We start from the raw sequence: 13,669 nt of genomic DNA on the forward strand, positions 1-13,669 counted from the left end.
CACCGCACATCAGGCTCGATCGCCCACCAGGCTCGATCGCCCACCAGGCTCCGCCACGAAAGGGATCCCATGGCCGCCACCAACCTCGGCGCAAAGAAGCGCGCGACGTTCCACGAGCTCACGGTCGCCGAAGTGCGCCCGCTGACCGACACGAGCGTCGAGGTCACCTTCGAGGTGCCCGACGACCTCGCGGGCGAATTCAACTACCTCGCCGGGCAGTACCTCGCGCTGCGCACCACCATCGACGGAGAGGACGTGCGGCGCTCGTACTCGATCTGCCGTCCGCCGGCCGACGGCCGGATCTCCGTCGCGATCAAGCAGGACCTCGGCGGCCTCTTCTCCAACTGGGCGAACACCGAGCTCGCCGCCGGCGACACCCTGCAGGTGATGACCCCGCAGGGCGCCTTCACCTCGAATCTGCGCGAGCTCGACGGCCGTCACGTCGTCGGCATCGCGGCGGGATCCGGGATCACGCCCATCATCACGATGGCGCACCGGGTGCTGCAGCAGAGCGAGACGAGCCGCTTCGACCTGCTCTTCACGAACCGCTCCTCGCTCGACGTGATGTTCGTCGAGGAGCTCGCGGACCTGAAGGACCGCTACCCGCGGCGCTTCGCGATCCACCACGTGCTCTCGCGCGAGCAGCGCTCGGCGCCGATCATGTCGGGACGCCTCGACGAGGAGCGCCTGCGCACGATCCTGAGCTCCGTGATCCCCGTGGGCATGGCCGACGAGTGGGTGCTGTGCGGGCCGTTCGAACTGGTGCAGCTGTGCCGGGATCTGCTCGCCGAGCACGCGGTGGATCCCTCGCACGTGCGTTTCGAGCTGTTCTCGACGGGTGAGCCGGGCGCCGCGCCCACCCGCGCCCGCCCCGTGAAGGTGCGCGAGGGAGAGAATACGTACCGGATCGACTTCACCCTCGACGGCACGTCGGTGTCGGTCGACAGCCCCGTGAGCGCGAACGAGACGATCCTGAACGCGGCGCTCCGCGTGCGCCCCGACGTGCCGTTCGCGTGCGCCGGCGGCGTCTGCGGCACCTGCCGCGCGCGCGTGGTCACCGGATCGGTCTCGATGACCGAGAACTACGCGCTCGAGGCCGACGAGATCGACCGCGGCTACGTGCTCACCTGCCAGTCCCACCCGCAGTCCGACACGGTCGTCGTCGACTACGACGCGTGATCCGTGCGGCTTCGAGCAAAGGACCCCTCATGATCACCCTGACCATCACCGACGGCGTCGCCGAGGTCGTCCTCGACGCCCCCGAGCGCCTGAACTCCCTCGGCCCCGAGGAGGTGCGCGAGCTCTCCGCGGCCTACACCGAGGCAGAGCGAGCCGGCGTGCGCGCGCTCGTGCTGCGCGGCGAGGGCCGTGCGTTCTGCGCCGGGCGCGACATCTCGGGGGTGGATCCTCGCGGGGACGACGTCATCGGGTACCTCGAGGGCCTGATCCAGCCCCTCATGGAGCAGATGAGCCGATTCCCCGCGCCGACCTTCGCGGTCGCCCACGGCGCGTGCCTCGGGGTCGGGCTCGGGCTGCTCATCGCGACCGACGTGGTCTACGTCGCCGAGTCCGCGAAGATCGGCAGCCCGTTCGCCAACCTCGGCGCGACCCTGGACTCGGGCGGGCACGCGCTGTTCTTCGAGCGCCTGGGCGCCCACCGCACGCTGGACCTCATCTACACGGGGCGGCTGATGTCGGGAGCCGAGGCCGTCGCCGCTGGGCTGTTCTCCCGGGCCTTCCCCGACGACGAGGTGCTGGCGGCGACACGCGAGGCGGCCGCGCGGGCGTCGACCGGGGCGACGCAGGCGTTCCTCGCGTCGAAGGCGCTCGTCGAGGAGCTGCGGGATCGGCGCGTGGGGCTCTGGGCCTCGATGTCGGACGAGAACCGCGCCCAGGCCGCGCTGTGCGACACCGCGGACTACCGCGAGGGCTTCGCCGCGTTCCAGGAGAAACGGCGGCCGGTGTTCGGCGGCGGTACGGCGGCATCTGATGCGGCGGGCGAGTAGGGTGGGCGGGATGAACGCCCACACCACACCCGAGACCAGCGCAGACTCGACGCCCGAGGCGCGCAACTGGGTCGCCGAGAACGGCTCGGGAGAGCTCGCGGACGCGATGGGCATCGAGTTCCTCGAGTACACGATCGAGCGCACCGTCGGGCGCATGCCCGTGCACGGCAACCGGCAGACGGTCGGCTACATGCACGGCGGCGCGTACGTGGTGCTCGGCGAGTCCCTCGGCTCCATGGCCGCGAATCTGCACGCCGGGCCGGGCCGACTCGCGGTCGGCATCGACATCAACGCGACGCACACGCGCTCGGCGACCGAGGGCTACGTCACGGGTGTGTGCACCCCGGTCCACCTGGGCCGCACGCTCGCGGTGCACGAGATCGTCGTGACGGATGAGCAGGGGCGGCGGTGCTGCACCATGCGCATCTCGAACCTGATCAAGGACATGCCCGCGCGGTAGGGGCGCTGCGGGTCGCTGGTTCGGGATCGGGCGCTGACTCGGGATCAGGCGTCAATCACTCAGGAGATCTCACGCATGACGGGCGGGTTCCCGCGGATCCCGCCGCAATGATTGACATCTCCTGCGCAATTGCAGGGCGGCCGCCCGACACCGCACGGTCGCCCGAAACCGCACGGCCGCCCGAACCCGCACGGTCGCCCGAACCCGCACAGCACGGGCCCTGGCTCAGCCGGGATCCCGAGGGCTCAGCCGCGATCCCGAGGGCTCAGCCGCGATCCGGCCGCGGATCTGCACCGCCGAACGCCGCCACCCGATCCCACAGCCAGTCGGCCAGGCTCGCGGCGACCTCCTGGTCCTCGCCCTCGGGACCGCGCCGGTAGATCCGGCCGGCGTAGCCCTCGATCAGGTAGACCCCGGCGTCATCGGTGCAGAGCTGGGTGTCATAGGAGACCTCGGCCTGCCACTGCGGCCAGGCGGCGGGATCCGCCTCGATCGCATCGTCCATCGCGCTGATCTCGGCCGCGCTCATCAACCGAAATCGCTCACGCGTGCCCCAGAGCGACGGTGCACCGGCATCGGATCCAGCACCCGCACCGGCATCGGACCCAGCAGCCGCAGCAGCACCCGCACCCGCGCCGGGTTCCTGCCCATCGTGCCAGGCGAGGAGCGTGTCGTCGCCGCCGCTCTCCCGTGCCGCGTCCCGGCCGAGGGGCGCCCGGAGGGATCGCCGCAGATCCTCGGGCATCACCTCGTCGAGGGCCGACAGCGCCTCCGGGATCCCGGTCCCGAAGAGCTGATCGCGCAGGATCCGCCAGGCCATCTCCCCGGAACCGGCGGCGCGATGATCGTCCATCGTGTGCGTGCCGTTCCGGATCGGCTCGAGGAACGCGCGCGCGAGCGTGAGGCCGATGTGGGCGACCGAGTCCGTGGGATCCTCGCGCAGCACTCGCAGGAACAGTTCCTCCGCGTCGTCCGCCCGGTAATCGGTGAGATACGCGAAACCCAGTGTGGTCGCGAGGAGCGGCTCGCTCGGGTCGGCCGCCACCGCCTCCTGGGCCGCGGGGAGGAACCGCTCGGGCGGAGCCCCCGAGGCGAGCAGCCGCGCGGCGCGCTGGCCGAGCGCGTCGGCGTAGCGCCCGGTGTCGACGCGCGCGCAGTGCTCGACCGCCGCGTCGATGCGTCGCCAGCCCTCCTCGCGCTGCCCCGTGAAGATCAGCGCGCTCGCGTGGTCCATGAGATCCAGCCAGTCGACCTCGCCGCTCTCCCGGAGCACGATCTCGGCGAGCCGCAGCGCCTCCTCGTACCGCTCGTCGGAGAACTCGAGATCCCGCAGCTTCTTGACGGCATTGACGTACTGGCGATCCCGACGGCCCATCAACTCCTGCAGCAGCCGCCGGGCCTCCGCGACCTCACCGCACGCCTCCCGGTGCAGGGCGAGGAGGATGATCATGCCGGTGAACGACGGCTCCCGCGCGAGCACACCCTGGGTCAGTTCCGGGATCCGCGGATGCTCCGGTTGGAAGTCGTAGAGCTCCCAGGCGAGATCCCGGTCCCGCTCGATCGACTCGCGTTCGATATCGCGTGCGTCACCTGTCTCAGACATGCCTCACCCTCTCCCGTCAGGCACGGCCCGGCCGTCGCTCCTCGCCGCCGAACGCCACGATCCGGTCCCAGATCCAGTCCGCGAGGCTCGCCGCGACCTCACGATCCTCGACGCCGGCACCGCGCTCGAATAGCCGACCGCCCGTGCCTTCGAACAGGAACGCGCCGTTGTCGTCCGTCGCGATGATCGTGAAGTACTCGCCCTCGGTGCTCCACTCGGGCCAGGCGGCGGGATCCCGCTCGATGGCGTCCTCCATCGCGTCGATCTCGGCCGACGACATCAGGCGCGCGGGCCCCTCGGCGCCCCAGGCGTCACCGGTGCCGGGATCCTGCCCGTCGTGCCACGACAGCAGCGTCGCATCGCCGCGGGTCGCCTTCGCCAGCCCCGTCCGCAGTCGGCCCCGGAGCACCCGGACGAGCGCGCGCGGCAGCACCCGGTTCAGCGCGGCGAGTGCATCGTCGAGTCCGATCTCGAAGAGCTGCTCCGACATCATGCGCCAGGCCATCTCGCCGGCGCCCCCGCGCGGAGGTCCTCCATCGTGGCCTCGCCCCGCTCGATCGGGCCGAGGAACCCCCGCGCGATGATCACCCCGCTCTGCGCGACAGTGTCGGTCGGATCCTCCCGCAGCACGCGGCGCAGCAGGGCCTCCGCCTCCGCCGCGCGGTAGTCGAAGAGATAGGCGTACGCGAGCGCGGTGGAGAGCACGGGCTCGGTCGGGCTCGCGGCGATGGCCGCCTCGGCCGCGGGGAGGAAGCGCTCGGGGGGCGCCCCCGTCGATAGGAAGCGCGCGGCCCGCTGGGCCAGCGCGCGGGTGTGCCGCTCGGGATCGGTGCGCGCGCTGAGCGCGACGGCGTCGTCGATGCACCGCCACCCCTCCTCGGGGTCGCCCGTGAAGATCAGGCCGTTGGCGCGCACCATGCGGTCCATCCAGTCGGCTTCCGGATCCTCACGGAGCACCAGGTCGGCGAGGCGGAGGGCCTCCACGTGGTTGCGGTCGGAGGCTTCGAGGTCACGGAGGATCCGCAGGGCGCTCAGGTACTGGCGATCCTGCCGTCCGAGGAGGTCGCGAAGCAGGTGCCGCGCCTCGTCGAGGTCGCCGCAGGCTTTCCGGTGGAGCGCGAGCAGAATGACCATGCCGGTGAACGTGGGTTCGCGGAGCAGGACGCGCTGCGCGAGCTCCGGGATGCGCGCGTGGGTGGGCTGCACCTCGAACAGCTCCCAGGCGAGGTCGCGATCCCGCTCGATCGCCGCCTGCTCGAGGTCGCCGTCGGCCCAGACCGGGGGCGCATCGGGATCCCCCGGCGATCCCGGCTGCCCCGATGCTCCAGGGCCCGCTTGCCCCGGTTGCCCGGCTGCCGCGGACCTCCCGAACGGGTTCCAGGCGTTCATCGCATGCCGCGCTGCACCCGATAGGCCCGCAGCTGGTCGAAGGTGCCGTCGTCGACGCCGTACTCGATCACCGGGGCGACCTGATCGAACCAGGAGGTCGTCGACGGCGTGATCCCGGCGGCCGCATCGAGCAGCGCCTGCGTCGTCACGGGGATGATCTTGCCGGCGCTCATCGAGGCCGTCATCGACTGCTGCAGCGCGATCTTCCCGACCTGCGCGATATCGGCGCCCGAGAAGCCGTCGGTCGCCTCCGCGACCGCGACCACATCGACGTCGTCGGCGGGCTTGCCCGCGAGGTCTCCCTGCAGGATCGCGGCCCGCGCGACGGTGTCGGGAGGCAGCACGAGCACGGTCTTGTCGATGCGCCCGGGGCGGCGCAGCGCGGGATCGATGTCCCACGGCCGGTTCGTCGCGGCGAGGAAGTAGACGCCCTCGTTCTGGCTCGACACCCCGTCGAGCTCCTCGAGCAGCTGGGTGACGATCATGCGCATCGACTGCGAACCGCCGCCGCCCGACGAGCGACGACCTCCCAGCGCGTCGAACTCGTCGAAGAAGATCACGCACGGCGAGGCTGCACGAGCATCGTGGAACACACTCCGGATCGCCTTCTCACTGTCCCCGATCCATTTGCTCAGCAGGTCGGCGAGGGTGACGTGGATGAACGACGCGCCGAGGTCGCCCGCGATCGCCCGCGCGATGTAGGTCTTGCCGCACCCGGGCGGGCCGTACATGAGCAGCGAGCCGCCGGCCGTCTGCCCGAAGGCGGCCGCCAGCTCGGGGTTGCGCAGCGGCGCGAGGAAGGTCGAGTCGAGGTGCTGCTTGACCTCGGCGAGGCCCGCGACGTCGGAGAGGGTCACCGCGGGGCGCTCGGCGTCCCAGAGCCCCGGCTGCGATGGGGCCTGTCCGTCCGCGGGACCCGCCGAGCCGCCGATCCCGACGCCTCCGCCTGGTCCACTCGCGTCGTCCGCGCTGGGGGCGGGGATCGGGGCTGGTGTGGTTCCGGTCGGTCCGGACGTTCGACCCGGGAACCGCTCACTCGGGGCTGCGGGCGGGGCGGCGGGCGGCGGCGTGCGCGTGTCCCGCGGGGCCTCGCTCGGCCCACCGCCGCGCATCCGCACCGCCATGAGGCGCGCGCGAAGCAGCTTCACGCGCGCGGGATCCGCGCCGTGCGCCTCGAACGCCTGCAGCTCCTCGGCCGCGCGATCCACGTCGTGCTGCAGCAGCAGCGTTACGAAGTCCTCACGCAGGGAGAGATTCTGCGGATCCGCCGCCACTTCGGCCCCGATCACCTCGAGAAAGTCATCGTTCTGCATCGCGCTCCCCTTCGTGTCGCCTCCGATTCTGTCAGATGCGGATCGGCGCGCGGTGGGGGTGGTGCCGGCGGTGGGCGGCGTGCTTCGCGCACCGCGCCGATCCAACCTCGTCCACCCCGCTCTCGTCCGCGCCGGTCAACCCCGCCCCTCGCCACTTAGGGCGGAGATCTCAGGAATATCGGAGCGGATGCCAGGAAACCGTCCGCAATTGGTGAGATCTCCGCCCTAAGTGGCGCGGAAGCGCGGCGAGCGGAAGCGCGGCGAGCGGAAGCGCGGCGAGCGGAGGCGCGGGGTGCACGCACCCGCCGCGCTCAGCGCTGCACGGGATCCACAGCGCCGAGCAGTGCGAAATCCTGCCTGCGCGGCAGCCCCTCCCAATCCCCGGCGGTGAGGCAGGCGAACGCCCCGGCCGTCACCGCGGTCTCGAGGCGCAGCGGCAGCGAGGATCCCGCGAGTCGCTCCGCAAGGTACCCCGCGACGAAGGCGTCTCCCGCCCCGACCGTGTCGACCGCGGTGACCGGCACGGCGGCGCGCTCCAGGGTCTGCTCGCCCGCGGACGCGAAGCACCCCCGCTCGCCCAGCTTGATGACGGCCTCCTGCGGGCCGAGCGCCCGCAGCCCCGCGGCCAGCTCCGGCACGGAGCGATGGCCCAGCAGGATCGCCGCCTCGTCGTCGCCCGCGAACACGATGTCGGCGAGCGCCACGAGCTCGGTGAGCCGCGCCGCCGCATCCACCCGGTTCCAGAGGGCGGCACGATAGTTGAGGTCGATCGATGTGAGCACCCCGGCGGCACGGGCCCGGCGCAGCGTCGACTCCGTGGCCTCCGAGGCCGACTCGGAGAGCGCGGGCGTGATCCCGGTGACGTGCACCAGTGCCGCCTGCTCGATGAGGGCGTCGGGCACGTCGGTGGGAGCGAGGCGGGATCCCGCACTGTGCTTCCGGTAGTACACGACCTTCGAGGTGCCGCTCGTCGGGCGCTCCTTCAGCATGAGACCGGTCGGCGCGTCGGGATCCCGGATCACCCAGGGCTGCACCCCCTCGGCGCGGAGCTCCCGCTCGATCAACTCGCCCACGCTGTCATCGCCCAGGCGCCCGCACCACACGGCGTCGATCCCGAGCCGACTGAGCCCGATCGCGACGTTCGACTCGGCGCCGCCGAAGCCGAACTCCAGCGCGCGCTGCGTCACGAGGCGGCCCGGCTGCTGCTGGCGCAGCAGCCCCATCGACTCCCCGATCGTGAGGACGTAGGGCTGCGTGCCGGGACGGATCATCGCGCACCCCCGAACCCGGCGTCCGCGATGCGCGCCGTGAGCTCACGTGCGCGCGCGGTCAGCGCGGCGAGATCGCCGCCCCGGAACGCGTCCTGCAGCAGCGGACCGCCCAGGCTCACCGCGCACGCGCCGGCCCGGAGCCAGTCGAGCGCTCCGTCGATGCTCACGCCACCCGAGGGCACGACCTCGATGCCGGGGAACGGCCCCCGGAGATCCGCCACGTACCCCGGGCCGAGCTGCGACGCCGGGAACACCTTGACCGCGGTGGCACCGAGGGCCCAGCCGGCCTGCAGCTCCGTCGGGGTGAAGCCGCCCGGGAACACCGGCAAGCCCGCGTCCACGGCGACGCCGATCACCGCGGCGTTGGTCGTGGGGGTCACGAGATAGCCGCACCCGGTGGCCACGGCACGCCGCGCCTGCCCCTCGTCGGTGACGGTGCCGATCCCGATCTGCGCGGTCGCACCGAAGCGTTCGATCAGCCGAGGCACGGCCTCGAGCGTGCCGGGCGTGCTGAGCGTGACCTCGAGGTGCGTGACACCCCCGGCGAGGAGCGCGTCGATGACGGGCGTGTAGGCCGCGGCGTCGGCGGCGCGCAGCACGGCGACGACCGGCGAGGTGCGGAGCGACTCCGGGATCGGCCGCCTGGTCTCGGCGCTCATCGGCCGAGCCATCCGCCGTCGACGGGCAGCACCGTGCCGTGGATATAGTCCGCGTAGGGGGTGCAGAGGAATACGACCGCGCTCGCGATGTCCTCGGGCCGCGCCCACCGTCCGGCCGGGATCCGCTCGCTGAGCTGGCGGAACCGCTCGGCGTCGGCGAGCAGCGCCTCGTTCATCTCGGTCTCGACGTACCCCGGAGCGATGGCGTTGACGTTCACCCCGCGCCCGGCCCACTCGTTGCTGAGCGCCTTCACGAGCTGCGCGACCGCGCCTTTGGAGGCGGCGTAGGCGGGCACCCGCATGCCGCCCTGGAACGACAGCAGCGAGGCGAGCGTGACGATCTTGCCCTGCCCGCGCTCGACCATGTGCGCACCGAAGCCCTGGCTGAGCTGGAACACCGCGCTCGTGTTGATCGCCATGACCCGGTTGAAGTCCTCGAGCGGGAAGGCGACCGAGTCGTGCCGGATCTGCGTGCCCGCGTTGTTCACCAGGATGTCGACCGCGCCGATCGTGTCGATCGCGTCGCGAATCGAGGCCGCATCGGCGAAGTCGACGGCGACGTGCGCGAGCGCGCGCCCCTCGTCGGCGGCGAGCTGCTGCAGGTCCGGCGACGGTGCACTGCGCTGGAGCGTCGTCACGTCGGCGCCGCTGCGCAGCAGCGCACCGGCGATCGCCTCGCCGATGCCGCGCGAGGCGCCGGTGACCACAGCGGTCCGGCCGCTGAGCGTGCTATCGAACATCGCTCGCCCCCTGAGCGCGGCCGCTGAGCGCCGCGGCGTTCACGGTGTTGGCGACCACGCGGCCCTCGCAGACGTCGAGAATGTTCTCCATCGCGCGGCGCTTCAGCTCGGCGAAGGACTCCTCGCTGTACCACGCGGCGTGGGGGGTGAGCATGACCTGGTCGAACGCGACGAGCGGGCTCGTCACCGGCAGCGGCTCCTCCTCGAAGACGTCGAGCCCGGCGCCCGCGACGATCCCGCTCCCGAGCGCGCGCACGAGCGCGGCGGTGTCCATCACCCCGCCCCGGCAGGTGTTCACGATCTTCACGCCGCGCCGCATGCGCGCGAAGGCCTCGTCGTTGATCAGGTGCCGGGTCTGCGGGATCAGCGGGAGGTGGAGCGACAGCAGATCCGCCTGTGCGAGCAGCTCCTCCGGTGACACGACCTCGGTGCCGTCGGGGGTGGTCGATCCCGGAGCGAATCGCGGGTCGGTGCCGATGACCCGGAAGCCGAGGCCGCGCGCCTTTCGCGCCGTCGCCTCACCGATCAGGCCCAGGCCGTACACGGCGAACGTCGACGCCGAGAACCGGTGCAGCGGCCGCACGGGATCGAGCTGCGCCTCCCCGCGACGGAGCCCCTTGTCGAGTGCGGGGAGTCCTCGCATCAGGGACACCGCATGGGCGATGGCGTGGTCGCTGACGTCCTCGGTGCCGTAGTCGGGCACGTTGCAGACGGCGACGCCGTGCGCGGTCGCCGCATCGACGTCGACGGTATCGACGCCCACCCCGTAGCGGCCGACGGCGGCCAGCCCTGGAAGAGCCGCGAGCACCGCGTCCGTCACCGGGGCGTACTGCGTGAGCAGCGCCGTGGCCCCGCGACCCGCGGCGATGACCTCGTCCGCAGTGGCGCAGGACGCGAGGATCAGCTCGAAGCCATACCGCTCGGCGACCTCCCGCTCGATCTCCACACTGCCGTGATCACAGTCCGTGATCACCACTCGCCGCGCTTGCTGCTGCACTGATGCCTCCATCGGAATCGAAATTTTGAAACATCATTTCATATTTCGATGGAAACGCAAAGCGGCCTCAGGCCGTGAGCACCTCGGGCGCTCCGAGCACCTGGGAGACTCGGCGGGCGGCACGACCGACCATTGCACCGAAGCGCTGCTCGGTCTCCTCGGAGTCGATGCGGGCGGTCGGGCCCGCGAGACTCAACGCCGCGCACACACTGCCGGTGAAGTCGTAGATGGGGGCGGCGAAGCCGCGGATCCCGTCGCGGTTCTCGCCGTTGTCGATGGCGTACCCGCGCTCCCGCGTCTGCGCCAGGTCGAGGTGGAGCGCCTCGAAGGTCGTGATGGTGCGGGAGGTGCGGCCCGAGAGCACCTCGGGCAGGTGCTCCTGCCGCACGTCGCTCGGCAGCTGCGCCAGGATCGCCTTGCCGATCGCCGTGGCGTAGGCGGGGATCGAGTCGCCGACCTTGCTGAAGATGCGGATGGGCTGCGGGCTGTCGACGAGCTCGATATAGACGACGTCGGTACCGGAGAGCACCCCGAGGTGCGCGGTCTCGCCCGACTCCGTGACCAGGTCGCGCAGCACGGGGAGCGCGGCCTTGCGGGTGTCAAGCCGGCTCAGGTACTCCGACCCCAGCTTCGCGGTGAGCATGCCGAGCGAGTACACGCCGAGCTCCTCGTCGAAGTGCAGCAGGTTCCGGCGGGCGAGCGTGAGGAGCATCCGCTGCGTCGTCGCCTTGCTGAACCCGAGGATCCCGGTGCACTCGGCGAGCGTCACGCCCGGCCGCGGCGCGGCGGCGATGTACTCGAGGATGTCCACCGCCTTCTCGAGGCTCTGGGTTCCGGTGACCCGTTCTCCGGACGTCAGCCCGCCCGTTGAAATCACGCGTCCAGCCATTCGATCTCCGCCTTTCTCGGTGGCAGACCCTCGCATCCTCGCGAGGCGGCAGCACACCCTCTCATCTTACGAACCGACGGGGGTCGGTTCGATTCGTGTTGACAACATTTCACCATTTATGAGACAGTGTTTCAAATTTAATTGAAAGATCGCGTCACCTGCACTCCGGGCGACGTCGCCAGAAGGGTTCACATCTCATGACTGCATTCCCGTTCGACCCGGTCAGCCGGGGAGATCTCGCCACCGCAGTGCTCGGCGAGAGTGCGAACCCTGCTCGGCTCATCTCCGGCACCCCCGAGGCGTCCGAGCTCGTGCTCCACGAGGACGCCACGACTGAGATCGGCGTGTGGGAGATCACCCCCGGAAGCTTCCACTCCAGCAAGGTGGGCGTCTCCGAGTTCATGTACTTCCTCAGCGGATCCGGCACCATCACCCGGGAGTCCGGCGAGGTCGTCGAGATCACCGCCGGCAGCTTCGTTTCCCTCCCCGACGGATCGCACGTCGTCTGGGACGTGACCGAGACCTCGCGCAAGCTGTACATCATCACCCAGACTCAGGCCTGACCCCAGGCCCCGCGCCCATCCGAGGATCGACGATGACCCTGAGCACCACCGGGATTCCCACAGTCCGCCCGCCGAAGCGGTCGCTGTTCGACGCAGCGCGCCTGCCGAAGATCGCCCTCGCGCTCGCCGCGGCCGGGTTCTTCATCATCTTCTTCTTCTGGCCCCTCCTCGACGTGGTGCTGCGCAGCATCAGCGTCGACGGGGTGATGGACTGGGCGAACCCGCAGTTCACGCTGGAGAACTACCTCACGATCCTCCAGGACGAGTACCTCCACCTCGTCGAGTGGCGCACAGTGGTGCTCGCCGTCAACTCGACGGTCCTCGCACTGCTGCTCGGCTTCCCGACCGCCTACTTCATCTCACGGCTCCCCGCCCGCGTGGCCGGGGTCGTGCTGCTCCTCATCCTGATCCCGTTCCAGGTCTCCATCGTCGTGCGGCTCTTCGCCGTGACCTCGATCCTCAGCCCGAACGGCCTGCTGAGCGAGGCGAGCCAGGCGCTCGGCGGCGAGAAGTTCTCCCTCCTGTACACGCAGGGCGGCACGCTGCTCGGCACGGTGATGTACCTCCTGCCCTACATGATCCTGATCCTGTACTCGGGCATGACGAGCATCGACCACAACGTGATCCTCGCCGCGCGCACTCTCGGCGCCTCCGGCGTGCAGATCTTCTTCAAGGTGTTCCTGCCGCTCGTGCGCACCTCGATCTTGAGCGGCACCCTGCTGTGCTTCATCCTCGCGCTCAGCTTCTTCATCGTCCCGGCGATCCTCGGCGGGCCGCAGGAGCAGACGGTGGCCGTCTACATCCAGCAGCAGATCGACCTGTTCCAGTGGGGCGTCGCGTCGGCGCTCGGCGTGGTCCTCCTGCTCGCGACGCTCATCCTCTACGTTGCGGTGCTGCGCATCGGCGGCGGGTTCCAGGCCCCCGGCATGGGCGCCTCGCAGGCGAAGGGCGTGAGCCAGGATCAGCGGTTCTCCTGGTCGGGCGGCACCATCGTCACCGGCGCCCTCACCCTCGTCTCCCTGCTCGTGCTGCTGGTGCCGGTGCTCATCGTCTTCCCGCTCTCGGTCGGCGAGACCCAGACCGTCGTCTTCCCGCCCCGCGGCTTCACGCTCGAGTGGTACGGCGAGGTCGTGACCACAACCACCTGGCTCGACCCCATCGTCCGCAGCCTGCTCGTCGCGACGCTCACCGGCTTGGCCTCGACGGCGCTCGCGCTCTACCTCGCCCGCGTTGTGCAGACGGCGAAGTCGGAGCGGACGAAGCTGATCATCTCCGGGCTCGCCTTCGCCCCGATCATCACCCCGGCGATCCTGCTCGCGATCGGTATCTACGCGGTCGAGCTCCGGCTGAAGCTCGCGGGCACGATCCCGGGTCTCGTGTTCGCGCACACGCTGGTCTCGTTCCCGCTCGCCTTCGCGATCCTGAACACCTCGCTGGCATCACGGGGACTCGACCTCGAGACGGCCGCCTGGACGATGGGCGCCTCGCGCATCTCGGCGTTCTGGAAGGTCACCGTGCGCGGCATGATCCCCGCGATCCTGTCGGCCTTCGGCCTCGCCTTCGTCACCTCCTGGGATGAGGTCGTGCTCGCGCTCTTCCTGCAGACCGGTCCGGTCAAGACGCTGCCCGTCACGATCTACCAGTACCTCGAGAGCGGCATCGTGCCGACCGTGCCCGCCATCGCGGCGCTCCTGACCCTGCTGGTCATCGCAGTCATCATCATCCAACGCATCATGCAGTCTCGGAAAACCGCGGCCGCCAAGAACACGAAATGAGGAT

General features: G+C 70.7%; 14 protein-coding genes. 5 read left to right on the forward strand and 9 right to left on the reverse strand.

Features of this window, described 5'->3' with window-relative positions:
- Positions 1 to 69 precede the first annotated feature (69 nt).
- The 3 genes from paaE (at position 70) to MUN76_RS08880 (ending at position 2,466) form a co-directional block, all read left to right on the forward strand.
- A complete protein-coding gene (gene paaE / locus MUN76_RS08870) occupies positions 70 to 1,179 on the forward strand; it encodes a 1,2-phenylacetyl-CoA epoxidase subunit PaaE (RefSeq protein ID WP_244684022.1) in 1,110 nt (369 codons plus the stop codon).
- Between the two features lie 29 nt (positions 1,180 to 1,208).
- Positions 1,209 to 2,006, forward strand: coding sequence for an enoyl-CoA hydratase/isomerase family protein (locus tag MUN76_RS08875; protein ID WP_244684023.1), 798 nt, complete (start codon positions 1,209 to 1,211; stop codon positions 2,004 to 2,006).
- A 106-nt stretch (positions 2,007 to 2,112) separates the two neighbouring features.
- A complete protein-coding gene (locus tag MUN76_RS08880) occupies positions 2,113 to 2,466 on the forward strand; it encodes a hotdog fold thioesterase (protein ID WP_429953366.1) in 354 nt (117 codons plus the stop codon).
- A gap of 265 nt (positions 2,467 to 2,731) precedes the next feature.
- On the opposite strand, the gene MUN76_RS08885 is transcribed toward MUN76_RS08880, so the two are convergent.
- The 9 genes from MUN76_RS08885 to MUN76_RS08925 all read right to left on the reverse strand — a co-directional run bounded on the left by MUN76_RS08885 (position 2,732) and on the right by MUN76_RS08925 (position 11,327).
- Positions 2,732 to 4,069, reverse strand: a complete 1,338-nt coding sequence (locus tag MUN76_RS08885; RefSeq protein ID WP_244684025.1) for a tetratricopeptide repeat protein — start codon at positions 4,067 to 4,069, stop codon at positions 2,732 to 2,734.
- 16 nt (positions 4,070 to 4,085) lie between these two features.
- On the reverse strand, positions 4,086 to 4,574 hold the full coding sequence (locus MUN76_RS08890) for a hypothetical protein (RefSeq protein ID WP_244684027.1): 489 nt from the start codon (positions 4,572 to 4,574) through the stop codon (positions 4,086 to 4,088).
- Complete coding sequence (locus MUN76_RS08895) at positions 4,559 to 5,458, reverse strand: tetratricopeptide repeat protein (RefSeq protein ID WP_244684028.1); 900 nt, start codon at positions 5,456 to 5,458, stop codon at positions 4,559 to 4,561. Before MUN76_RS08895 ends, MUN76_RS08890 begins: the two co-directional genes overlap by 16 nt.
- The gene (locus MUN76_RS08900; protein ID WP_244684029.1) at positions 5,455 to 6,771 is read right to left on the reverse strand and encodes an ATP-binding protein; all 1,317 of its coding nucleotides are present in this window, start codon (positions 6,769 to 6,771) and stop codon (positions 5,455 to 5,457) included. Before MUN76_RS08900 ends, MUN76_RS08895 begins: the two co-directional genes overlap by 4 nt.
- Positions 6,772 to 7,082: 311 nt before the next feature.
- Positions 7,083 to 8,042, reverse strand: coding sequence for a sugar kinase (locus MUN76_RS08905; RefSeq protein ID WP_244684030.1), 960 nt, complete (start codon positions 8,040 to 8,042; stop codon positions 7,083 to 7,085).
- On the reverse strand, positions 8,039 to 8,701 hold the full coding sequence (locus tag MUN76_RS08910) for a bifunctional 4-hydroxy-2-oxoglutarate aldolase/2-dehydro-3-deoxy-phosphogluconate aldolase (RefSeq protein ID WP_244684031.1): 663 nt from the start codon (positions 8,699 to 8,701) through the stop codon (positions 8,039 to 8,041). Before MUN76_RS08910 ends, MUN76_RS08905 begins: the two co-directional genes overlap by 4 nt.
- Positions 8,698 to 9,441, reverse strand: a complete 744-nt coding sequence (locus MUN76_RS08915) for an SDR family oxidoreductase (protein ID WP_244684032.1) — start codon at positions 9,439 to 9,441, stop codon at positions 8,698 to 8,700. The genes MUN76_RS08910 and MUN76_RS08915 overlap by 4 nt, the downstream gene beginning before the upstream one ends.
- Positions 9,431 to 10,438: a C-terminal binding protein gene (locus MUN76_RS08920; RefSeq protein WP_244684033.1), complete on the reverse strand. Its 1,008-nt coding sequence runs from the start codon at positions 10,436 to 10,438 to the stop codon at positions 9,431 to 9,433. The genes MUN76_RS08915 and MUN76_RS08920 overlap by 11 nt, the downstream gene beginning before the upstream one ends.
- A gap of 67 nt (positions 10,439 to 10,505) precedes the next feature.
- Positions 10,506 to 11,327 (reverse strand): IclR family transcriptional regulator, encoded by an 822-nt coding sequence (locus tag MUN76_RS08925; protein ID WP_244684034.1) that lies wholly within the window; start codon positions 11,325 to 11,327, stop codon positions 10,506 to 10,508.
- A gap of 197 nt (positions 11,328 to 11,524) precedes the next feature.
- Here MUN76_RS08925 and MUN76_RS08930 point away from each other — a divergent pair, with 197 nt between their 5' ends.
- Both MUN76_RS08930 and MUN76_RS08935 read left to right on the forward strand, forming a co-directional pair.
- Entirely contained in the window at positions 11,525 to 11,890 is a 366-nt protein-coding gene (locus MUN76_RS08930) for a cupin domain-containing protein (RefSeq protein ID WP_244684035.1), read from the forward strand.
- A 32-nt stretch (positions 11,891 to 11,922) separates the two neighbouring features.
- Complete coding sequence (locus MUN76_RS08935) at positions 11,923 to 13,665, forward strand: ABC transporter permease subunit (RefSeq protein WP_244684037.1); 1,743 nt, start codon at positions 11,923 to 11,925, stop codon at positions 13,663 to 13,665.
- The last annotated feature ends 4 nt before the right edge of the window (positions 13,666 to 13,669 follow it).

This window comes from Leucobacter rhizosphaerae (assembly GCF_022919175.1).
Taxonomy (GTDB): Bacteria; Actinomycetota; Actinomycetes; order Actinomycetales; family Microbacteriaceae; genus Leucobacter; species Leucobacter rhizosphaerae.

Bases quoted from the DNA above. Each gene is read 5' to 3' on its own strand.
- paaE (WP_244684022.1), top strand. From the start codon at position 70: ATGGCCGCCACCAACCTCGGCGCAAAGAAGCGCGCGACGTTCCACGAG.
- MUN76_RS08875 (WP_244684023.1), top strand. From the start codon at position 1,209: ATGATCACCCTGACCATCACCGACGGCGTCGCCGAGGTCGTCCTCGAC.
- MUN76_RS08880 (WP_429953366.1), top strand. From the start codon at position 2,113: ATGGGCATCGAGTTCCTCGAGTACACGATCGAGCGCACCGTCGGGCGC.
- MUN76_RS08885 (WP_244684025.1), bottom strand. From the start codon at position 4,069: ATGTCTGAGACAGGTGACGCACGCGATATCGAACGCGAGTCGATCGAG.
- MUN76_RS08890 (WP_244684027.1), bottom strand. From the start codon at position 4,574: ATGGCCTGGCGCATGATGTCGGAGCAGCTCTTCGAGATCGGACTCGAC.
- MUN76_RS08895 (WP_244684028.1), bottom strand. From the start codon at position 5,458: ATGAACGCCTGGAACCCGTTCGGGAGGTCCGCGGCAGCCGGGCAACCG.
- MUN76_RS08900 (WP_244684029.1), bottom strand. From the start codon at position 6,771: ATGCAGAACGATGACTTTCTCGAGGTGATCGGGGCCGAAGTGGCGGCG.
- MUN76_RS08905 (WP_244684030.1), bottom strand. From the start codon at position 8,042: ATGATCCGTCCCGGCACGCAGCCCTACGTCCTCACGATCGGGGAGTCG.
- MUN76_RS08910 (WP_244684031.1), bottom strand. From the start codon at position 8,701: ATGAGCGCCGAGACCAGGCGGCCGATCCCGGAGTCGCTCCGCACCTCG.
- MUN76_RS08915 (WP_244684032.1), bottom strand. From the start codon at position 9,441: ATGTTCGATAGCACGCTCAGCGGCCGGACCGCTGTGGTCACCGGCGCC.
- MUN76_RS08925 (WP_244684034.1), bottom strand. From the start codon at position 11,327: ATGGCTGGACGCGTGATTTCAACGGGCGGGCTGACGTCCGGAGAACGG.
- MUN76_RS08930 (WP_244684035.1), top strand. From the start codon at position 11,525: ATGACTGCATTCCCGTTCGACCCGGTCAGCCGGGGAGATCTCGCCACC.
- MUN76_RS08935 (WP_244684037.1), top strand. From the start codon at position 11,923: ATGACCCTGAGCACCACCGGGATTCCCACAGTCCGCCCGCCGAAGCGG.